The sequence below is a fragment of the Chryseobacterium carnipullorum genome, from assembly GCF_003815695.1.
In the GTDB taxonomy this organism is placed as follows: domain Bacteria; phylum Bacteroidota; class Bacteroidia; order Flavobacteriales; family Weeksellaceae; genus Chryseobacterium; species Chryseobacterium carnipullorum.
Map to the genome: position 1 here is coordinate 551,842 of NZ_CP033920.1, position 20,055 is coordinate 571,896.

At 39.0% G+C, this 20,055-nt stretch carries 22 protein-coding genes; 13 read left to right on the forward strand and 9 right to left on the reverse strand.

Annotated features, from left to right (window positions below; translation table 11 throughout):
- Positions 1-31: 31 nt before the first annotated feature.
- Positions 32-664 carry a trimeric intracellular cation channel family protein gene (locus EG346_RS02635; RefSeq protein WP_073332042.1) on the forward strand — a complete coding sequence of 211 codons (633 nt, stop codon included), beginning with the start codon at positions 32-34 and terminating at the stop codon, positions 662-664.
- A gap of 71 nt (positions 665-735) precedes the next feature.
- On the opposite strand, the gene EG346_RS02640 is transcribed toward EG346_RS02635, so the two are convergent.
- Positions 736-1,305 (reverse strand): hypothetical protein, encoded by a 570-nt coding sequence (locus EG346_RS02640; RefSeq protein WP_073332045.1) that lies wholly within the window; start codon positions 1,303-1,305, stop codon positions 736-738.
- A gap of 75 nt (positions 1,306-1,380) precedes the next feature.
- The gene (locus tag EG346_RS02645; protein ID WP_123876916.1) at positions 1,381-1,875 is read right to left on the reverse strand and encodes a dihydrofolate reductase; all 495 of its coding nucleotides are present in this window, start codon (positions 1,873-1,875) and stop codon (positions 1,381-1,383) included.
- A 73-nt stretch (positions 1,876-1,948) separates the two neighbouring features.
- Here EG346_RS02645 and EG346_RS02650 point away from each other — a divergent pair, with 73 nt between their 5' ends.
- From EG346_RS02650 to EG346_RS02670, 5 genes are all read left to right on the forward strand, one after another.
- On the forward strand, positions 1,949-2,554 hold the full coding sequence (locus EG346_RS02650) for a LemA family protein (RefSeq protein ID WP_073332050.1): 606 nt from the start codon (positions 1,949-1,951) through the stop codon (positions 2,552-2,554).
- A complete protein-coding gene (locus tag EG346_RS02655) occupies positions 2,554-2,982 on the forward strand; it encodes a TPM domain-containing protein (RefSeq protein ID WP_181876109.1) in 429 nt (142 codons plus the stop codon). The genes EG346_RS02650 and EG346_RS02655 overlap by 1 nt, the downstream gene beginning before the upstream one ends.
- Entirely contained in the window at positions 2,963-3,778 is an 816-nt protein-coding gene (locus EG346_RS02660) for a TPM domain-containing protein (protein ID WP_123876918.1), read from the forward strand. Before EG346_RS02655 ends, EG346_RS02660 begins: the two co-directional genes overlap by 20 nt.
- Before the next feature lie 187 nt (positions 3,779-3,965).
- A complete protein-coding gene (locus EG346_RS02665) occupies positions 3,966-4,487 on the forward strand; it encodes an NAD(P)H-dependent oxidoreductase (protein ID WP_123876919.1) in 522 nt (173 codons plus the stop codon).
- 3 nt (positions 4,488-4,490) lie between these two features.
- A complete protein-coding gene (locus tag EG346_RS02670) occupies positions 4,491-6,377 on the forward strand; it encodes a monovalent cation:proton antiporter-2 (CPA2) family protein (protein WP_073332060.1) in 1,887 nt (628 codons plus the stop codon).
- Between the two features lies 1 nt (position 6,378).
- Here the strand turns inward: EG346_RS02670 and EG346_RS02675 are convergent, their stop codons facing one another.
- Complete coding sequence (locus EG346_RS02675; protein WP_123876920.1) at positions 6,379-7,203, reverse strand: head GIN domain-containing protein; 825 nt, start codon at positions 7,201-7,203, stop codon at positions 6,379-6,381.
- Between the two features lie 59 nt (positions 7,204-7,262).
- On the opposite strand from EG346_RS02675, the gene EG346_RS02680 reads away from it, so the two are divergent.
- Positions 7,263-9,404, forward strand: a complete 2,142-nt coding sequence (locus EG346_RS02680; RefSeq protein WP_123876921.1) for a M3 family metallopeptidase — start codon at positions 7,263-7,265, stop codon at positions 9,402-9,404.
- Positions 9,405-9,515: 111 nt separating this feature from the next.
- Positions 9,516-9,893: a YchJ family protein gene (locus tag EG346_RS02685; protein ID WP_073332066.1), complete on the forward strand. Its 378-nt coding sequence runs from the start codon at positions 9,516-9,518 to the stop codon at positions 9,891-9,893.
- A gap of 40 nt (positions 9,894-9,933) precedes the next feature.
- Here EG346_RS02685 and EG346_RS02690 read toward each other — a convergent pair whose 3' ends face one another.
- Together EG346_RS02690 and EG346_RS02695 are read right to left on the reverse strand one after the other, a co-directional pair.
- Positions 9,934-10,434 (reverse strand): FKBP-type peptidyl-prolyl cis-trans isomerase, encoded by a 501-nt coding sequence (locus tag EG346_RS02690; RefSeq protein ID WP_073332067.1) that lies wholly within the window; start codon positions 10,432-10,434, stop codon positions 9,934-9,936.
- Positions 10,435-10,549: 115 nt separating this feature from the next.
- Positions 10,550-10,801, reverse strand: coding sequence for a VF530 family protein (locus EG346_RS02695; protein WP_073332069.1), 252 nt, complete (start codon positions 10,799-10,801; stop codon positions 10,550-10,552).
- An 83-nt stretch (positions 10,802-10,884) separates the two neighbouring features.
- On the opposite strand from EG346_RS02695, the gene EG346_RS25290 reads away from it, so the two are divergent.
- Positions 10,885-11,019 carry a hypothetical protein gene (locus tag EG346_RS25290; protein ID WP_262511631.1) on the forward strand — a complete coding sequence of 45 codons (135 nt, stop codon included), beginning with the start codon at positions 10,885-10,887 and terminating at the stop codon, positions 11,017-11,019.
- A gap of 7 nt (positions 11,020-11,026) precedes the next feature.
- Entirely contained in the window at positions 11,027-11,278 is a 252-nt protein-coding gene (locus EG346_RS02700; protein ID WP_123876922.1) for a hypothetical protein, read from the forward strand.
- A gap of 35 nt (positions 11,279-11,313) precedes the next feature.
- Here EG346_RS02700 and EG346_RS02705 read toward each other — a convergent pair whose 3' ends face one another.
- Both EG346_RS02705 and EG346_RS02710 read right to left on the reverse strand, forming a co-directional pair.
- Entirely contained in the window at positions 11,314-12,339 is a 1,026-nt protein-coding gene (locus EG346_RS02705) for an LLM class flavin-dependent oxidoreductase (protein ID WP_123876923.1), read from the reverse strand.
- A gap of 248 nt (positions 12,340-12,587) precedes the next feature.
- Positions 12,588-14,729, reverse strand: a complete 2,142-nt coding sequence (locus EG346_RS02710; RefSeq protein ID WP_123876924.1) for a S9 family peptidase — start codon at positions 14,727-14,729, stop codon at positions 12,588-12,590.
- Positions 14,730-15,255: 526 nt separating this feature from the next.
- On the opposite strand from EG346_RS02710, the gene EG346_RS02715 reads away from it, so the two are divergent.
- From EG346_RS02715 to EG346_RS02725, 3 genes are all read left to right on the forward strand, one after another.
- Entirely contained in the window at positions 15,256-15,768 is a 513-nt protein-coding gene (locus tag EG346_RS02715) for a YceI family protein (protein ID WP_073332078.1), read from the forward strand.
- A gap of 141 nt (positions 15,769-15,909) precedes the next feature.
- Positions 15,910-16,737, forward strand: coding sequence for a 4,5-DOPA-extradiol-dioxygenase (gene ygiD, locus EG346_RS02720; protein ID WP_123876925.1), 828 nt, complete (start codon positions 15,910-15,912; stop codon positions 16,735-16,737).
- Positions 16,738-16,786: 49 nt separating this feature from the next.
- Entirely contained in the window at positions 16,787-17,956 is a 1,170-nt protein-coding gene (locus EG346_RS02725) for a carboxypeptidase-like regulatory domain-containing protein (protein ID WP_123876926.1), read from the forward strand.
- A gap of 31 nt (positions 17,957-17,987) precedes the next feature.
- Here the strand turns inward: EG346_RS02725 and EG346_RS02730 are convergent, their stop codons facing one another.
- Both EG346_RS02730 and EG346_RS02735 read right to left on the reverse strand, forming a co-directional pair.
- On the reverse strand, positions 17,988-19,484 hold the full coding sequence (locus EG346_RS02730) for a S8 family peptidase (protein ID WP_123876927.1): 1,497 nt from the start codon (positions 19,482-19,484) through the stop codon (positions 17,988-17,990).
- A gap of 116 nt (positions 19,485-19,600) precedes the next feature.
- Complete coding sequence (locus EG346_RS02735) at positions 19,601-20,047, reverse strand: GNAT family N-acetyltransferase (RefSeq protein WP_123876928.1); 447 nt, start codon at positions 20,045-20,047, stop codon at positions 19,601-19,603.
- Between the last annotated feature and the right edge of the window lie 8 nt (positions 20,048-20,055).

A 20,055-nucleotide genomic window follows, 5' to 3' on the forward strand; every position in this document is an offset into this window, starting at 1 on the left:
TCATTGCCCATTACCTATTACTCATAAATATATGCACGAACAGTTCAATTTTGCCATAGAAGTACTCGGAACGATTTCCTTTGCCATGTCCGGGAGTTTTGCGGCTATGCAGAAACGCCTTGATCCTTTCGGGGTACTGATTATTGCGTTCGTTACTTCTGTTGGAGGAGGAACGGTAAGGGACTTATTGCTTGATATTCCGGTATTCTGGATGCACGATCTTCTTACCTGTGCCCTCATTCTGGGAACAAGTATTTTTGCGATGATTTTCAAGTCTATTGAAAAAAACTTCAAGGTGACTTTATTTATTTTTGACAGTTTCGGACTGGGACTGTTTACTATTATCGGAGTTCAGAAAGGACTTCATGCCGATATTCACCCGCTGATCTGTATCGCACTGGGAACCATCACAGGCTGCTTTGGAGGGATTATACGGGACATTCTCCTGAACAGAATTCCGCTGATCTTCAGGAAAGAAATCTATGCTACGGCATGTATCGTTGGAGGATCTGCCTTTCTTTTAATGACTAAATTAATTCCACTTTCGTACACCTTCATACAAATCTTTACGATTTTATTGATTGTGGCCATCAGAACGCTTGCCGTAAAATACCATTGGCAGATGCCTAAGTTTTATGGATATGATCAGAATTCTGAAATGTAAACACTCTATTTACCGTTTACAAAATAAAAAAAGCACCCCATCAGGTGCTTTCGTTGTTTGTATATATTTTCTTAGAAGGATTTCCCTCTCTGTCTCATATTCGGGTTGTGCATATGCTTCTGCATAGAAGGCATTTTAAGCTGATCTTTCATCATTTTAATCTGATCCGCCATCATTCCTGCACTGTCTAATCTTTTAGCCTCTTCCAGAAGCTTTTGCCCTTCCTGTCTTCTTCCTTTGGAAATGGCTACTGCAGCAAGATTTAATGTAGCCATAGCTCGGTCATGTTTCATATTCAAGCCATACTCCAAAGCTTTTTTCATCAGAGGTTCTACTTTCGCTGGATGTTCCTGAGCCTGGGTAAGTCCCAACAAATAGTGGAAATACCCATACTGTGATTTATGAAGCTGCGCCTGGTAATTGGTGATCCCATTTAACCATTTTGCGGCTTTTTCCATATTTTGTTTTCTCAGCTGCCAGAAGGCAAGAAGGATATATTCGTTTTTGATGAAAAGTAAAACAGGCAGTGCTGCAAGAAGGAAAACTACAATTCCCCAGCCTAGATTTCTTGTGAAAATCATCATATAAAGTCCTAGAAGTATAAGAACTGCTGCAATTACAATTTTTATGTACTTATTCATTATTCAATTTTAAGAGTGCAAAGATAGAAAATTTACAGGTTAGAAGCTAGAGGTAAGAAGTTAGAATTTTCATAACTACTGAGTCTTGATTCTTTCAAAAGTCTGAAAACAAAAATCGTATTGATTTTTTTCATCTTTTTCATGGCAGGTCTCTTCCGTTTTTTTCCAGATCGCCATGTCGATCTTAGGGAAGAAAGTATCAGCTTCAAGATCGGCTTTTACCAAAGTGACTTCCAATTTGTCAGCCATATCGATCGTCTGCTCATAAATTTTTCCGCCCCCGATGATGAAGATATTTTCATCAATCTTTTTGGCAAATTTCAAAGCCTCTTTGATGCTTCCTACAATTAAAATTCCTTCTTCAAACCAGTTTTTCTTTCTGGAAATAACAATATTTGTACGGTTAGGTAACGCCTTTCCAATGCTTTCATAGGTTTTTCGTCCCATGATGATAGGATGTCCGGAAGTCAGATCTTTAAAGTGTTTCAGGTCTGTAGGAAGATGCCAGAGCAGTTTGTTGTCAAAACCGATCTCATTCTTCTCTCCCATTGCCACCACTATTGTTGTCATTCTAATAATTTTTTACAAAATTAGCACATAATTTGTATATTTGATCAGCACAAAAAATTAAAAAAAATAAACTATGAAAAATAAAGGCTGCCTGAGCGCAGGAACTATCGGTATTGCTCTGCTTATCATTGTAGGTGTACTATTCTTTTGGGGGAAAAACGGTTATAATAATTTTGTTTCAAAAGAACAGAACGTCAATTCCAAATGGTCTAATATCGAAACGGTCTATCAAAAAAGGGCTAACCTTATTCCAAACCTTGAAAGAACGGTTAAATCGTATTCAAAATTTGAACAGGAAACCTTAACGAAAGTTGTTGAAGCACGCTCTAAAGCGACTTCCATCCAAATCGACCCTACGAATATGACAGAAGCTGATCTGGCGAAATTCCAGTCTGCACAGGGAGAATTATCCGGAGCATTAAGCAGATTAATGGCGGTTGTGGAATCTTATCCAAATTTAAAAGCGGACCAGCAGTACATCAATTTCCAGAGAGAGTTTACGGCAATTGAAAACAGCATCAGAACCGAAACGGTTTACTATAATGACGCTGCTAAAGATTACAATACTACGATCAAAACGTTCCCGAATAATATTCTGGCCAACTTTACCAACTTTAAAGAGAAACCTTTCTTCAAGGCTGAAGCCGGTGCAGAAAAAGCACCTGAAGTATTTAAATAATGAATCGTTTTCTGACAAATCAGCAAATCACTTCCCTGGTGGAAGCGATACAGTCGGCAGAAGAACATTCTACAGGCGAGATCAGAGTACATATTGACTCGAACACGGAAAACAAGAATGCAAACACTGCATTTGAAGTTTTCAGGGAACTCTGTATGAATAAAACTGTTGACAGAAATGCGGTGCTTTTTCATGTGAATTTCGAACAGAAATATCTTACCATCATTGGTGACATCGGAATCCATGAAAGGGTACACCAGTCGTATTGGGATCACCTCCACGACTATATTACTGCTGAATTTGCGAAAGGAAATTATTATAAAGCTTTAAAAAGCGGCATCCTGGAAACGGGTCTCGAATTAAAAAAATATTTTCCTGTTCAGGGAAAAAATCCCAATCAGCTCTCTAATGAAATTACGTTCTCTTAAACTGTTATTTTCATTTTTACTCCTCTGCTTTTACACTTTTGTATCAGCACAGTATACGATTCCCCAAAAGCCGGCGGTTTTATATCCTGTGTTTGATGAAGCAGGATTGCTTACTCAACAGCAAAAAGACGAGCTGAACAATAAGCTGATCAAATTTGCAGACTCTACTTCCACGGAAATTGAAGTGATCATTATTCGTTCCACAAAAGGGGAAGATGTGAACTTTCTCGCAACCATGTTCGGTGAGCAATGGAAAATCGGAAAAAAGGGAGTAGATAACGGGGTCGTTTTCCTTATTGCTACAGAAGACAGGACCATGTCCATCCAGCAGGGACGGGCCGTGGAACAGTATCTTACCGCTTCTGTGGCGGGACAGATCCTTGACTATATCGTCACTCCCAATTTCAGACAGGGACAGTGGTACGAAGGGATCAACAGGGGCACTTCAGCTATTATGGAGGCAGTTCAGGGGAAATTCAAACCTACGGAAACCTCAGCACCTTCAGGCAATGGAAGTGCATTTAAAATTATTCTGATTGCCTTTGTCATCTTTATCATTCTGGCCTTTCTCTTCGGGGGTAGAGGCGGAGGACGTGGTGGCGGCAATAATGATGACGATGATGTGATCATCACCAGAAGAGGACGCAGAAATTATCCAGGCGGATTCTTCCCTTTTCCGGGCAGCTTTGGAGGAGGCGGTGGCTTTGGTGGTGGAAGTTCTGGTGGCGGAGGTGGATTCGGCGGTTTCGGCGGCGGAGGAAGCTTCGGTGGCGGAGGGGCTTCCGGCGGATGGTAAAAAAATAACGACTTTTAATATAATCGGGCATACTGCCCGATTTTTTTATTTAAAATGCTAAAATCTAATCGTTTCTTTAGTTTATTGTAACACTAAATTCAACTTCACCTATTAAAAAGTTAACAAAACTACCTAAAAACCGTCTTTTATCCAATAATTTTTCATTATATTTACTGAAAACAGGTTTATGAAAAAGACGCTGGTAGTTTTTGCACATCCCTATTTAGAGCACTCTAACTCCAATGTAGAGCTCATTAATTTCTATGTCCGTCACCAGCATTTTACCCTCAGAGATCTTTACGAGGAATATCCGGATTTTCATATTGCGGCCTTCAGGGAGCGAAAAAGATTAAGGAATTATGACCGTTTTATCTTTCAGTTTCCGCTCATTTGGTTCGGAATGCCTCCCTTATTAAGATTGTGGATCGATGAAGTTTTTGACAGAGACTGGCTGCGGGAAGGTGAAACCAATCCACTTGAAGGCAAAGAGATCTACATTCTGATTACAACAGGAGGAAAAGAAAGATCTTTCAGCAAAAACGGAACGTATCAATATACGGTGGAAGAGCTGATCAGCGGGCTGATTGTCTCTTTAAAGGTTTTCAAAGCTGATATCAAACATATCAAGATCGTTTACGAAGCCCATAAACTGAGCAAAAAAGATATTATTTTACGTAAAAAAGAATTTACACAACTACTCAATCAATAGCCTATGGAGTCCAGCTTAGCAATGAATACATTAATTTTCTTAGGTGTAGCCATTATCATGGTTCCGCTGGCGAGAAAATTTGGACTGAGTTCAGTGATCGGATATATTTTAGGCGGTATCATCATCGGGCCTTATGTTCTTCGGCTTACTGGAAAAGATGTTAATGATATTATGCATGCCAGTGAGTTTGGAGTGATCATGCTTCTTTTTTTGGTAGGACTGGAACTGGAACCCCGTAAATTCTGGGAAATGCGGAAAAAAATAATGGGTCTTGGGCTTACGCAGATGCTGCTTTCTATTTCACTCCTTTTTCTGGTTTTCATCAGTGCAGGATGGAGAATAGATAAAGCGATTGCCATTGCGATGTGTTTCGCACTCTCTTCTACTGCTATTGTATTGCAGACTTTACAGGAAAAAAACAACTTTAAAACCATGGCTGGAGAAGCTTCTTTCTCTACCCTTTTGTTTCAGGATATTGCGGTGATCCCTATTCTTGCTATCCTGCCAATCATTGCCAATTATAAAGCGAGTCATCAGGATAACGAAATTCAGATTATCATTCAGAAACTTCCGGAATGGCTTCAGGCCGGAACCGTTATTTTAGGCGTTGCTATTCTAATTTTGCTGGGAAGATATGTATTCGTACCGTTTTTAAGATATGTTTCAAAGTCGGGAATGACAGAACTCCTAACCGCTTCTTCTTTATTCCTTGTCATAGGGGTTTCGGAGCTTATGGCTGCCATAGGCCTTTCACCTGCCTTGGGAGCTTTCCTTGCCGGAGTCATGCTTGCCAACAGTGAATTCAGGCATGAACTTGAAGCACAGATCAATCCTTTTAAGGGACTTCTTTTAGCTGTATTCTTTGTCAGTGTAGGCTCCACTATTAATTTTAATATTATTCAGCAGGATCCTCTGTTTATCTTCTCTACTGTTTTTGCAGTACTTGCAGTAAAATTTGTGGTGCTTTATGCCATCGGAAAGTTTTTCAAAATTGATACGCCACAAAGTTTATTTTATGCTTTTGCTCTTTCTCAGGTAGGGGAATTTGCATTTGTCCTGATCAATTATGCGTCGGATCTTTATCTTTTAACGCCTGAACTTAATGCACAAATGATGGCTGTTACGGCGATAACGATGTGTATCACTCCTATCCTTCTAATTATTAACGACAAATTCATTACTCCCAAATTTATAAGAGAAATACCTGATGAAGAGAATGATTTCAATATTCTGGACAATGATGTAAGCCAAAAGAAGATCATTATTGTTGGTTTCGGGCATTTCGGAAGTACAGTAGGACGTCTTTTAAAAGCAAATAAAATCTCAGCAACCGTTCTGGACAGAGATTCTGACCGGGTAAAAATTCTGAGAAGTCATGGTTTTAAAGTGTATTACGGTGATGCTACCCGAATTCCTATTTTAAGAGCTGCGGGAATTGAAGATGCTGAAATTTTAGTTTTATGTCTTGATGACCGGAATGATAATAAATTCATTGCAGATCTGGTCCGGGAACATTATCCGAAGGTGCAAATTTTTGTAAGGGCTAAAAACAGAATCGACGCCTATGACTACCTCAACAACGGTATTGAAAATATTTACCGGGAAACATTAGGAACTGCCGTAGATATGGCGGTAGATGTTCTTCATGAGACCGGGATGAGAAAATATGCGGCAAGACGTCTTGGTCAACGATTTATGGCAATAGACAAAGCTTCCATCCGAAGATTGGCCAAAGCAAAAGGTGATGACGAGATCTTATCTTTTACCACAAAAGAAATCCTCCAGCGTGAGGAGGAATTATTGGCTTTTGATAATCTTAATTTTGATAACAGAGACTGGGAAGGATCCTCGTCAGTAGATGATGATAATGACGAGGAAACTCCAGATTGATTTATTGAATACTGACGCTGCCGCCACTACTTTCCTGCTTGGTTACGTTTTTAAGTTCTCCTTTTTTAGAAACATCCACACTTCCACCGGAAGAAGCTTCGGCATCTACTGAATCAACAGCGCTTACCTGAAGGCTTGCACCACTGGAGGCATCCGCTTTCAGATGGTCTACAATGAGATCTTTCGCTGATACACTGCTGCCTGATGAAGAAGTGATATCAGCATTTTTGCTCTTCCCAGAAATATCAAGACTTGCCGCCGAAGATGCTTCAATATCAAGATCTACAGCCCATATTTTACCACTGAAACTGCTGCTGCTTCCCGCAGAGATATCGAAATCATTGGCTTCCAGATCTCCTGTCACGCTGGCTGCACTGGATAGATCAATGCTAACTTTTTCCTGTGTGAATTTATCTTTTATGGTAATGCTTGCTGCAGAATTAGCTATAATTTTTGAGAAATCTTTTGTGTAGATTTTAGCTTTTACATGATGGCTGTTCATCACTCTGATCCCTTTTTTGTAATGGATATGAAGCTTTCCGCCGTCGTTGTCCACAAGAATTTCGTTGATGATATTTTCTGGTGCGGAAATAACCACTTTCTCTACGTCAGATTTAATGACCTCAGCATCAATCGCCTGGGAAACTTCTATTTCGTCAAAATCACCGTTGAATGTTTTCTCTTTAACCGGGCCGTTATCCTTATCGATCACCTTGTCAACCCAGCCATTATCATTATTATTGTCGTTGTTTCTTTTATCATGTCTTTCGTTACATGATGCCATCAGCGCGAAGGCTGACAACATAAAAAGAGTTGTTGATTTCATGTTTACTATGTTTATAAATTAAGTTTTTAATATCTTTATACTTTAATAACAACTAATTTATGAAAAATATTTCATCGGTATTGTTAATTTCTGCGCTGGCACTTAACCAATCTTGTACTACAATGAAGAAAACCGATACTCAACAGGAGGTTCCTGTTACCGATCCATCCTTATCTTCAAATCCTTTTATGAAGAAAAGCAAGCTTCAGTATGAAGCTCCGGAATTCGATAAAATTAAAAATGAACATTTCAAACCTGCTTTCGATTTTGGATTGAAACAGCACGATGCTGAAATCCTGAAAATTGCCAATAATCCGGAAGCTCCCACTTTTGAAAATACAATTGTTGCTTTGGAAAAAAGTGGTGAAGTTCTCAAAAGAGCCACTATCGTATTTTCTAATCTTACAAGCGCGAACACCAACCCTACCCTTCAGGCTTTAGACGAGGAATATGCTCCTATTTTTGCAGCCCATTCCGATAAAATGTACCTGAACGAAAATTTATATAAAAGAATCAAATCAATCAAAGAAGACGGTCTTGATGCGGAAGGTAAAAAACTTGTCCAATTTTACAAACAGAACTTTGAAATTGCAGGAGCTAATCTTTCATCAGCTGACAAAGAAAAACTAAAGCAGATCAATCAGGAACTGGCATCACTTTCTACGCAATATGCCAATAAACTATTGGAAGCAAGAAAACAGGGAGGCGTATTTTTCTCTGATGCAAAGGAACTGGATGGACTTTCTGCTGATGAGATCGAAGCAGCAGCCACCGATGCTAAAACGGCAGGCCAGCCGGGAAAATATCTTCTTGCTCTTCAAAACACAACTCAGCAGCCTCTTCTTCAGAATCTGAAAAACAGAGCTACCAGAGAAAAACTGTTCAAGGCATCATGGCTTAGAGCTGAAAAAGGAGACGGAAACGATACCCGTGAAACGATTGAAAAATTAGCCAAGCTAAGACTTAAAAAAGCTCAGACTTTGGGAAAAGCAAGCTTCGCTGAATGGAAACTTCAGGATCAGATGGCCAAAACGCCGGCGGCAGCAACGAAACTAATGAACCAGATTGCTACCCCGGCAGTAGAAACGGCAAGACGGGAAGCCAAAGATATTCAGGATCTGATCGACCAGCAAAAAGGTGGTTTCAAAGTAGAGCCATGGGACTGGAATTTCTATGCAGAACAGGTAAGAAAAGCCAAGTATGATCTTGATGAAAACCAGATCAAACCTTATTTTGAAGTAACTACTGTTTTGGAAAAAGGTGTTTTCTATGCCGCTGAAAAGTTCTACGGACTTACTTTTAAAAAGAGAACTGATCTTCCGGTTTATCACCCTGATGTAGTAACCTACGAGGTTTTTGATCACGACGGAAAGTCTATTGCCATCTATTATCTTGATTTCTATACCAGAGATTCTAAAAATGGTGGTGCTTGGATGAGTAACTTTGTTGAGCAGTCTTATCTTTTAGGAACAAAACCTGTTATCGTCAACTGTTATAACTATCAGAAACCGGCTCCGGGAAAACCATCGTTGATCAGCTATGATGATGTTTCTACAATGTTCCATGAGTTTGGACATTCTATCCATGGTATGTTTGCAAGCCAGAAATACCCATCGCTTTCAGGAACAAGTGTTCCGAGAGACTTTGTGGAATTCCCGTCGCAGATCAATGAGCACTGGGCTTTAGATCCTATTGTTCTTAAAAATTATGCGATCCACTACGAAACGAAGCAGCCGATTCCTCAGGCTCTCGTTGAAAAAATAAAAAAGGCATCCACTTTCAACCAGGGATATATGACGACAGAACTTGTTTCTGCAGCAGCTCTGGATATGGACTGGCATACAGTAACCAACGAAAGTCAGCTCATTCCGGTTCTGGATTTTGAAAAGCAATCATTAGCCAGCCACGGATTTACTTTGGCTACCGTACCTCCAAGATATCACACGCCTTATTTTGCCCACATCTGGGGTGGAGGATACTCTGCAGGATATTATGCTTACCTATGGTCTGAAACCCTTGATAATGATGCATGGGAATGGATCAAAAACAATGGAGGTCTGACAAGAGAAAATGGTGACCGTTTCAGAAAATATATTCTTTCCGTAGGAAATTCTGTAGACCTGAACCAGGCATTCAGAGATTTTACAGGACACGATCCGGATATCAAACCTTTATTGAGAAACAGAGGCTTTATAAAATAAATTTTACAGAGAAGCATTCGAAAGAGTGCTTCTTTTTTTATGGATACAAGAGCTAAGCTTATTTCTATTGATAAAAGGTTTATTTTTGTCGTTCAAAAAAAATTGAAAAATATGGAATGTCCCTGCTGTTCAGGAAAATCTTATGAAGAATGCTGTAAGCCTTACCATACAGGAGAAAGGCATGCTCCTACGGCGGAAGCTTTGATGCGTTCCCGGTTTTCTGCATTCGCGATTCCGAACGGAGAATACCTGATGGAAACTACCTATCCGGCAAAAAGGAAATTTCACAATAGAGAAGATCTTCAGGAATGGGGTGAAATTAATAAGTGGACCAGGCTGGAAATTGTAGCAACCCCTTCCGTAAGCAAGGTTGAATTTAAAGCCTTTTATACCAACGAGGAAGGAGATAAAGAAGTTCATCACGAATTATCAAAATTCAAAATGATTCAAAACCGTTGGTTTTATGTGAGTGGAGAATTTTTAGAATAAAAAAAATGTCCGAAAAAAATTCGGACATTCATTATCGTTTTTAGTGAGCATCTGTTCCGTCAACACCGTGAGCGTGACCATGTGCCAATTCTTCTTCTGTCGCAGGACGTGTGTTTACAATTTCCACCTGGAAATCTAAAACTTTTCCAGCCATTGGATGGTTAAGATCTGCAATTACTGCTTCAGGAGTTACGTCTACTACGAATGCCTGGAAATTATTCCCCTGACCATCGGATAATGGTAAAATAGCTCCTACAGGAGGAATTCCAGCTTCCTGAAACATATCGATAGGCAATTGGGTGATTGAATTCGGATCTTTCTCTCCGTAAGCTTCTTCCGGCTGAATAATAAAAGCAGCTTTATCACCAGCTGTTAAGCCAAGGATATTTTGCTCAAATTTTGGAATCATCATTCCTACACCATATAAAAATGTAAGTGGATTTTCGGCTGTTGTTTCTTCTACAAGAATCTTACTTCCATCTTCTTCGATCGTATGAAGTATATAGCTTACTGCTACAACATGGTTGTTTTCAATTGTCATATTTTTTCTTTTTTTCGTGATGTTTTTTCACGATTAACGGCACAAAGATAGTATTTTTGAAATGATTGATTATGAAAATCACGTTAAAACAAAAATCTTAAAGCATCATCGTTTTTTACTTTTGATTCTTTGATTCATCCCGCTTCTTCTGTCTCAGTACATAGAGATAAAGACTTTCCACCTTCGTTCTTGCCCAATCTGTCTTTCTCAGAAACTTCAGTGAAGACTTTATACTTGGATTGTCTGTAAAGCATTTTATATTGATCTGCTCGCCAAGTTTCTCAAAGCCTTCATAGTATTCTAACAGTTCTTCGAGAATGGCATCGAGTCTTTTTCCGTGTAATGGATCTTTGGACGGTTCGTGCATTGCTATTTTTTTGTAAAAGTAGAATATTATAAGTTGATATGGAAATCTTCCCCCGTATATGCTGATAGCGGGTCAACAGAAAAATGTTCATCAACGGAGCTTTTGAATTTCAAAACAGGTTGATGGAGAGCAGAGATGTAATTCTGCTTAACGGACTGGAAACTCTGGAGTTTGAAGCTTTAAGTGAAGATGCACTCCTGATTTTCTCAGAGATTTGAGTAACCGTTGTTTAATGAAAGTTTTAAGCTGGATCTGATCAGTTCTCATATTGAAGATCTTTCCAAACACAAAATAGGACTTACTTTTTACACACCTGATCTTTTTCTGATTGATATTATTGATGGCAGGGATCTCGTGAGTCACGGAGCCACAGGTAAAATTAGTTTTGAAACGTTCATGTTTGCATTCCATCCGCAAGTGGCCATTGCTTATTATCAACCTTTGGAAGGATCAACACAAAATGGATTTTGTTCATAAAAAAACCTCCGCTTTTATTCAACGGAGGTTTCTTTTTATAGATTTTGAATAACCGGTTTTACTTTCTCTCCAAATAATTCAATGGATTTCATCATGATGTCGTGAGCAGGATCTCCAATGTCCATATGCCCGATGAATCTTGTGATTCCAAAAATCTCCTTCATATAGGCAATTTTATCAGCAACTTCTGTCGCATTTCCGATGAATAATGCGCCTTCTCTTCCTCTTCCACCGTCATACTGCATTTTCGTGTAAGGAGCCCAACCTCTTGTTACCCCGATTCGGTCCATCTGGGATTTATAATTATTGAAATACCCATCTACAACGGCCTGATCATCGCTTACAAAAGTGTGAGAATGAATAGCGATCTGCATTTTATCCATATCATGCCCGGCTTTCTGATATTCCTGTTTATAAAATTCTACCAGATTTTTAAACTGTACCGGCATTCCCCCAATAATGGCTACCACCAAAGGCATTCCTAATTTCGCAGCACTTAAAACAGACTGCGGAGTTCCTCCTACTGCTCTCCAGATCGACAGTTTCCCATCATTTTTCGCTCTCGGATAAACCGTTTGGTCTTGCATGGGTGCACGGAGCTTTCCTGACCAGGTTACATTTTCTTCTGAATTGATTTTTAAAAGCAATTCCAGTTTTTCATCAAAAAGTTCTTCGTAGTCATTCAGTGAATATCCGTACAAAGGAAATGACTCGATAAAACTTCCCCTTCCGACGAATATTTCAGCTCTTCCGTCTGATATCAGGTCTAAGGTTGAAAAATCCTCATATACTTTTACCGGTTCTGAAGAACTTAAAACAGTCACTCCACTTGCCAGTTTTATATTTTTGGTGATACTTGCCGCAGCAGCCAGCACCATTTCCGGTGAAGAAACTGCATAATCCGGACGGTGATGTTCTCCCATTGCAAAAACATCAATGCCTACCTCATCCATTAATTTTACCTGATCCAATATCTCACGGATCTTTACGCCTGCATCTCTATATTTTCCGGTTGCCTGATCAAAAGCCAGGTCACCAAACATTCCTATTCCTAATTCCATATTTTAGATTTTAGATTTTAGATTTTAGATTTTAGATTTTAGATTAACAAAATTACGGATGAAAAAGGTGAAAAACATTGATGTTTGTTAAGATAGGATCATTGTCTTTAAGACAGGTTTCCTGCACAGATACTACAAGAGTTGAAAAGAATCAGCAACGGAATGTGTTATCAGATAATTTTATGATTAATCCACTTTACATATTCTCTGTTAAATAAAAAATCCAGCCTTGCAGCTGGATTTCATTGTTATTTCTTCAGATACTGATCAAAGTAGTCAGTTACTTTCTGCATCAGATGAACCCTGTCTTTTCCGATCACATTATGCGGATGTCCAGGATATACAAAATAGTCAAGCTGAACTCCGTTGTCTACCGCAGACTTGATAAACTTAATAGAATGCTGCCATACCACGACATCATCCTGAGCACCATGGATCATCAGTAATTTTCCTTTTAAATTCTGAACTTTATCCAAAAGATTAGCGGTAGCATATCCCTGAGGGTTTTCCTCCGGTGTATCCATATATCTTTCTCCGTACATGATTTCATACATTTTCCAGTCGATCACCGGTCCTCCTGCAACGCCCACTTTAAATACATCCGGCTTACGAAGCATGAAACTTGTGGTCATAAATCCACCAAAGCTCCATCCGTGGATTCCCATTTTCTGAGCATCAACGTAAGGAAGTGATTTTAAATAGTCTACTCCTTTCATCTGATCGTTCATTTCTGTTGTTCCCAGATTTCTGAAGACCGCCTGCTCGAACTTCAGTCCACGGTTCGAAGAACCTCTTCCGTCCATTGTGAAAATAATGTAACCGTTTTGAGCCATATATTCATACCAAAGGTTTCCGGATGCCGGGAATGTATTGGTCACCAGCTGCAGGTGTGGCCCGTTATAAAGGTAAACGATCACCGGATACTTTTTGCTGGCATCAAAATCTGTAGGAAGAATGATCTTTCCATAAAGAGGTGTACCGTCATCAGCTTTTAATTCTACATTTTTAATTTCAGGTCTCTGATAATTTTTCAATGTATTTTCAGCGGTAAGAATATTGGTTGACTTTGCAGTGCCTGTATTAATAATATTGGCTGACCTTGGTGTTCCTGCATTGCTATAGATATCGTATAAATAATTTCCGTCATTGCTCAGTACACCTGTATGTACTCCCGCTGCATCATCCAAACGCTGCATTTTAAAGTTCGTCCAGTTGATTTTGTATAAATGTTTTTCCAAAGGAGTTTCTTTCGTAGAAGTGAAGTAAATTTCCTTTTTCTTATCATTAAAGCCTAAAATATCGGTTACCAGCCAGTCTCCTTTTGTAATCTGAGCGACCAGTCCTTTTTCAAGGCTGTAGTGGAACATATGGTTGTATCCTGTTCTCTGACTCTGCCAGATAAAATCTGTATTGGAATTCGGGAAGAAGGTAAGCGGATGCTGAGGCTCTACATATTTGTCGCTGGTTTCTTCAAATAAAGTTTTGATGAGATTTCCTGTCGCTGCATCGTACTGATTCATTTTTACATGATTCTGTCCGCGGTTCAGAACGCCTACGAAAATATATCTTGAATCCGGACTCCAGGTAACTGCCGTTAAATACTGATCTTTTTCACCTTCAATTTTCAGGAAAGTGGTCGACTGATTTTTAATATTATAAACACCTAAAGTTACCTCGTGGGATTTCTGACCTGCCATCGGATACTTGATGTTGTGGTTGACCGCTGGCGTTACCGACCAGTCAATAACAGGGTAATCTGCTACCATCGTCTGATCCATTCTGTAAAATGCTACCGCCTCAGAGTTGGGAGCGGGGAAAATTCCTGTATCAATTCCGAATTCGTTTCTGTGAACCGTTGCCCCTCCATTGATGATATTTTCATTAGAGTCGTTGGTTACAGCGATTGTTTTCCCGTTTTTGTTGACAAATAAATTATTCTTTACGGTAAAGGCAAAAGTCTGGTTATCTCCGAACATTTTTATGTTGGAAGCATTTCCATCGACAGATGTAGTTGTTTTTATTTTCCAGTCGTTTCCGGATTTTTCGATCCAGAACATTTTGTCATTTGCACTAAAATAACCGTTTGAACCACTAATGAACTTAATCTGAGGAACTGCTTTCAGTTTAGCATCAGAGAATGATTTGTTCAATTGGGTCAAAGATACTAGTGTGTCCTGCTTATTGGTCTTAAGATCGGTCATCAGATACCCTCCTTTTACAGCCTGGATATAAGATTTACCGTCCGGAGCCCATGAAAATTGGGAAATATTTTTCACAGCAAGATTCGTTCTCAGTCCGTTTACTGCCTCCGCCATGGTGAATTTTTGGGTCTGCGCAAATGCAGAACTGCCCAAAACCAGCATCAATAAAGAAAATTTATGTAATTTCATTGTATAAAATTGAATCCCTCAAAAATAAGAAATAAATACCATCCGTTAATAAATGTTAAATTAAAACATTCATAAAATAGGATTAATAGATGGATAAAAATTAATTCTTAACTTAATGGTATAAATAGTTGGCTATATTTTACCCGTAACAATGATTGACCATTGACTTGCGAAGCAAAATTGGCCATTAAATGAAAGCTACAGTGAATCGTTAATTGTGAATTTTACCAGCACAAATAATTGACTATTGACTTGTGAAGCGAAATTGACCATTAAAATAAAAGCCACAGTGAATTGTGAATTTTATAGCCGCTAACGATTGACCATTGACTTGCGAAGCAAAATTCACTACGAAAATGAAAGCTACAGTGAATTGTGAATTTTACTAGCCCCAATAATCAACCATTAACTTGCGTAGCAAAATTCGCCATTCACACAAAAAACATTTCTTATCCTAAATCAATGACTGGTATAGGTCATGTACCCTAAATTTGCAGTATCAATAACAAACAAAAAATACAATACAATGGCAACAAAATGGAACCTAGACCCAACGCATAGTGAAATTACTTTCAAAGTAAAACACATGATGATTTCAAATATTAAAGGAAACTTCAGAACATTCACTGCTGAAATTGAATCTGAAGATGATACATTTAGCAACGCTAAAACAACTGCTACGATCCAGACTGATTCTGTATTCACGAATAACACAGACAGAGATAATCACTTAAAGTCTGCAGAGTTTTTCAATACAGAGGAACATCCTTCTATTACCTTTGAATCTCAGGCTTTGAATAATAAAGTAACAGGAAATCTTACGGTTAATGGGATCACAAAACCTATCACTTTAGATGTAGACTTCGGTGGGATCAACGTTGACCCTTGGGGAAATACAAAGGCAGGTTTTTCTTTTGAAGGAAAGATTAACAGAAAAGATTTCGGACTGAACTGGAACGCTGCTCTTGAAGCAGGGGGCGTAATGGTAAGCGAAGAAGTAAAAATTGCCGGAGAATTACAGTTTGTAAAACAGGCATAATAAAACGGAATTTTTGTGTAACGGTAAGGAGTCAATTTTTGGCAACTTAGCATTTAAACAAAAATTATCCTATTCACAACATAAGAAGGTTCAGGTATTTTTCTAAAAGCCTTGAACCTTTTTTTAATTTCCCCCTTATTTATGAATCTTAACGATCTGCAAAACATCAGTAACAATTTTGGAAATACCCAAAGAATGCCTGTTTTATTTCTTGGGCACGGTTCGCCGATGAATGCTATTGAAGAAAACCAGTTTGTCCAGGGATTCAGAAAAGCGGCTCAGGAAATCCCAAAGCCTAATGCTATTCTTTGTATTTCTGCACACTGGTATACGCAGGGAACTTTTGTCACTGCGATGGATATGCCTAGAACAATCCATGATTTCGGTGGTTTTCCAAAAGCTTTGTTCGATGTGCAATATCCTGCTCCGGGAAATCCGGAACTGGCGAAAGAAACCGTTGAACTTTTAGCTCCTGTGTTGGTGGAGGAAGATCACAACTGGGGACTTGACCACGGCGCATGGTCGGTCATCAAACATATGTATCCGGAAGCTGACATCCCTGTGATTCAGTTAAGCATAGATTATACAAAACCACCACAATATCATTTTGATCTGGCCAAAAGGCTGAATAAACTTCGAGAAAAAGGTATCCTGATCATCGGAAGCGGAAATATTGTACACAATCTTCGCCTGATCGACTGGAAAAATATCGACACCGTTGGCGCCGGCTGGGATTGGGCTGTGGAAGCAAGAGAAAAGACAAACAACTGGCTTCTGGATGGAAATTTCCACAATATAATAGATTACCAGAATCAAGGCACATTCCTGCAATATGCAGTTCCTACACCGGATCATTATCTTCCGCTGATATATACCTTAGGATTAAAAGATCAGGCTGAAAACCTTTCTTTATTTAATGATGAGCTGATTGGCGGATCACTAAGCATGACCAGTGTAAGGATCGGATAATGGTGCTGTTCTTTTTTTATCACTAGAAATTTAGTAATATTGTTTTACCATGAAAAAAGCGATATTACTATTTTTATTTATACTCCCTTTTTATAGTATAACGGCTCAGATCATTAAAGGGCATATTGTGAACGATTCCGGAAATAAGATTTCCGGTGTGAATATTTATATCGATGGCACCCAAACAGGAACCATTTCAAAGGAGGACGGAAGTTTTAGCTTAAGTATTTCTTCAGGAAGCCAGGGAAATGTGATTTTCCAAAAGGATGAGTATGACACTTTTGCAACAGCTGTTTCAGAGGTTGTGAATAAAAATCTGAAAGTGGTTTTGAATAAAACCAATGCGATTGAAGAAATCAGGCTTATTCCGTATACTTCAGAAGCCTACAGGAATTATATTAATTATTTTCTCGACACTTTTATAGGTGCCGACCGCGAACATGTAAAGATCAAAAATCAGAAGACCCTGAAATTTTCCTACGACAAAAAGAATAGGTTTCTGAAAGTAAAAGCGCCCAATACTTTAATCATCGAAAATAAAAATCTGGGCTATGAGATCCAATACAATCTTATCAGCTATTCTCTTGATTTAAATAAAAACTCAGTCAATTATACAGGAACGAGCTTTTTCACGGAAACAAAAAACACGGATAGAACAAAACTTAACCGAATGAATGCTTACGACGGAAGTATGCTGCATTTTTTCAGAAGCATTTACGACAATAAGATCTCCCAGGATAAATTTGTGGTCAATCATGTGGTAAAAGTACCCAACCCAAAATATCCTACAGGAGAAGAACTGAAACTGCTGGAAGATTTTAAACAAATCGTAAGAAGTTCAGCGATGGTAAACATTCCTGACAATATCCGTGATATTTCACAAAGGAAGAACAGCGAGAAGCCCTACGCACTGGCGATCGTAAAAACCCTTATTCCGGATTCAGATTATGTAACCAGAGAAGACGGGAAGGTTCTTTTCAGTTTTAAGGATATGCTTCAGGTCAATTATCAGAAATATTTCTACGAGCTTAAAGGAAAGGAGTTCATTAAAGGTAACATGCCTGTCGTACTGACCTCTTTTCTGCATCCGGAAGGTGAGGTATTTGAGGTTTCAAAAGAAGGGAATATCACCAATCCGGACCAGCTCATCAATGAAGGCGATTTTTCAAAAAACAAAATTGAAAACATGCTTCCACTGGATTATCAGCTGGGAGACTGAGATATTCCCCTTTAGATTTTATTAAAACTTATTATTGTACTGCTTGCAAAACATTTATGTTCCCGTATCCATAGCTTGAATTGACGGTAGGATAATAGGTGGCAGACTGTCTCATTTTATTCAGAACCTGTTCTCTTGTCCATGATGGGTTTTTCGACCAAACAAGTGCAGCGATACCCGCAGTAGCAGCAGTAGCTACCGATGAACCTCCTACATAATCAGCCTGATTATTATAGTAACTTAACACCGGAACTGTATTTCCATTGGCTCTTTCCATCTGAAAAGTAAAATCGATCTGGCTTCCGGAATGGCACACGTCACATTTCTGATTGGAAGTTCCTTCTTTTACTCCGGTTACAGCCTGTGTTTCAGACATACTTGCCGGGAAAATAACGCCTACGAAATTGGTAAAGCTGGTAGAAGTTCCTCCTGCACAAAAGATCAGTTTTCCTTTGGAATAGGCATATTTTACTCCATCTTCAATTTTTCCCACAGAGAAAATGTGCCCCATCGACATGGAAATAATTTTCACACTGGTATTATTAGCCAGATCTGTAAATGCTGTTTTAACTCCGTTTTGCTCGCTTGCTGTTTCCAGTACTACATTGGAGGCAGCACGGTAAGTAATCAGATTGGCATTGTATGCAACTCCTACCGGAAGTCCTGCATTATTTTTTGGAGCAGCCATCACAGAAGCCATTTTTGTTCCGTGTCCACACTGGTCAGCCGGACCATCTGTGGTAGATCCATTCACATAAGATCCAAATTTATTGATCGTTCTTCCGGAAGAAGCTCCTGTATTAAAATTGCTTCCCAATAACGTCTGCTCAGGTGAAACGCCGGTATCAATAAGTCCGATGGTCACGCCTGCTCCGGTACTGTAGCTCCATGCATTTGGAATATTGTGCTTGGTAAACGCCCACGGAACTCTGGCATTGGGAGCTGTCGTGGTGTAGTCTGCAGCATTTAAAGCCGTAGATTCAAATCCGCATCCTGATGAGGAACCGCTGGACTTTGCATTGGCATTAAGGCTGTTTTCTATTTCAAAATAATGATAATCTCCCGGCTCCACATAACGAATGGTTTTCATCTTTCTCAGCGCTGTGATGGTTTCCTGCTTTTCAATGATCACATCTATCTGATTGAGATATTGATCTGAAGAGGTGAGAAATCGCGTCTGTTCGACGCCTTCATATTGTTTTATAAGGCCTAAAACTTCAGCTTCTATGTTTTTATTATCCGGAGAAAGACTTCTGTCAAAATCATCTTTTGAAGATCCGAATCCGATGGATACCATTCTGTTTCCTCTGAAAATAGCACTCCAGAGCAGATGGTCGGAAGCATTTTTCCAGTTGAAAGAACCGGTATTCTTGATCGTGCTATTGATTTCTGCATTGATCTGTTTCCCTGTTAAAGGATCATTCTGAACATTTTCAATGGTAAGATTTTCGTTTTGAAGGTCATCTCTGTTGTTACATGAATTCAAAACAAAAAAGAGTGCCAATAGGTACAGTACACTTTTTTTCATAGTTTTATTTTTATGGTTTGGAACCACAATATAACACTTTGATGTGAATTGAAAGCTTAGAAAAAATGAATTTAGTATTACAAGAATATCAATTGGTGTATTGATCTTAAAAAAGTTTATACTTCTTTTTCATAGCAGACACTGTTGTCAACCCCGATATACTGTCCATAATTGGGAATTCTTTTGTAACCGGATTTTTCATACAGTGCAATGGCTTCCGGTTGTTTAATTCCTGTTTCCAAAACACATTGGCTGTATCCTTCTTCTTTCGCCCAGATTTCCAGTTCACCCAATATCTTTGAAGCAAACCCTTTTCCCCTGCTTTCAGTATGGGTATACATTCTTTTTATTTCTACCGTATCTTCAGAAAAAGGTTTGAAAGCACCGCAACCCACCGCAATATCTTCCGAGTAAATTACCACACAATTTTTAAGCATATCAATTGAATTGAACTGGTGATAAAATTCATGATCTTCCCCATCACGTACTGCAAGATCGGCATCCAGGAGCCTGACTAAATTCTGAAAGTCGATGTTTGAGGAATCAGTTCTTTTTGTAGTCATTATGTATT

Excerpts from the sequence above, each read along its gene's own strand:
- EG346_RS02690 (WP_073332067.1), bottom strand. The coding sequence starts at position 10,434 with ATGACAATTGAAAACAACCATGTTGTAGCAGTAAGCTATATACTTCAT.
- EG346_RS02705 (WP_123876923.1), bottom strand. The coding sequence starts at position 12,339 with ATGGAATTAGGAATAGGAATGTTTGGTGACCTGGCTTTTGATCAGGCA.
- EG346_RS02715 (WP_073332078.1), top strand. The coding sequence starts at position 15,256 with ATGGCAACAAAATGGAACCTAGACCCAACGCATAGTGAAATTACTTTC.
- EG346_RS02735 (WP_123876928.1), bottom strand. The coding sequence starts at position 20,047 with ATGACTACAAAAAGAACTGATTCCTCAAACATCGACTTTCAGAATTTA.
- EG346_RS02650 (WP_073332050.1), top strand. The coding sequence starts at position 1,949 with ATGAAAAATAAAGGCTGCCTGAGCGCAGGAACTATCGGTATTGCTCTG.
- EG346_RS02725 (WP_123876926.1), top strand. The coding sequence starts at position 16,787 with ATGAAAAAAGCGATATTACTATTTTTATTTATACTCCCTTTTTATAGT.
- EG346_RS02660 (WP_123876918.1), top strand. The coding sequence starts at position 2,963 with ATGAAATTACGTTCTCTTAAACTGTTATTTTCATTTTTACTCCTCTGC.
- EG346_RS02685 (WP_073332066.1), top strand. The coding sequence starts at position 9,516 with ATGGAATGTCCCTGCTGTTCAGGAAAATCTTATGAAGAATGCTGTAAG.
- EG346_RS02655 (WP_181876109.1), top strand. The coding sequence starts at position 2,554 with ATGAATCGTTTTCTGACAAATCAGCAAATCACTTCCCTGGTGGAAGCG.
- EG346_RS02675 (WP_123876920.1), bottom strand. The coding sequence starts at position 7,203 with ATGAAATCAACAACTCTTTTTATGTTGTCAGCCTTCGCGCTGATGGCA.
- EG346_RS02710 (WP_123876924.1), bottom strand. The coding sequence starts at position 14,729 with ATGAAATTACATAAATTTTCTTTATTGATGCTGGTTTTGGGCAGTTCT.
- EG346_RS02670 (WP_073332060.1), top strand. The coding sequence starts at position 4,491 with ATGGAGTCCAGCTTAGCAATGAATACATTAATTTTCTTAGGTGTAGCC.
- EG346_RS02635 (WP_073332042.1), top strand. The coding sequence starts at position 32 with ATGCACGAACAGTTCAATTTTGCCATAGAAGTACTCGGAACGATTTCC.
- EG346_RS02665 (WP_123876919.1), top strand. The coding sequence starts at position 3,966 with ATGAAAAAGACGCTGGTAGTTTTTGCACATCCCTATTTAGAGCACTCT.
- EG346_RS02730 (WP_123876927.1), bottom strand. The coding sequence starts at position 19,484 with ATGAAAAAAAGTGTACTGTACCTATTGGCACTCTTTTTTGTTTTGAAT.
- EG346_RS25290 (WP_262511631.1), top strand. The coding sequence starts at position 10,885 with ATGTTCATCAACGGAGCTTTTGAATTTCAAAACAGGTTGATGGAGAGC.
- EG346_RS02680 (WP_123876921.1), top strand. The coding sequence starts at position 7,263 with ATGAAAAATATTTCATCGGTATTGTTAATTTCTGCGCTGGCACTTAAC.
- EG346_RS02640 (WP_073332045.1), bottom strand. The coding sequence starts at position 1,305 with ATGAATAAGTACATAAAAATTGTAATTGCAGCAGTTCTTATACTTCTA.
- ygiD (WP_123876925.1), top strand. The coding sequence starts at position 15,910 with ATGAATCTTAACGATCTGCAAAACATCAGTAACAATTTTGGAAATACC.
- EG346_RS02695 (WP_073332069.1), bottom strand. The coding sequence starts at position 10,801 with ATGCACGAACCGTCCAAAGATCCATTACACGGAAAAAGACTCGATGCC.
- EG346_RS02645 (WP_123876916.1), bottom strand. The coding sequence starts at position 1,875 with ATGACAACAATAGTGGTGGCAATGGGAGAGAAGAATGAGATCGGTTTT.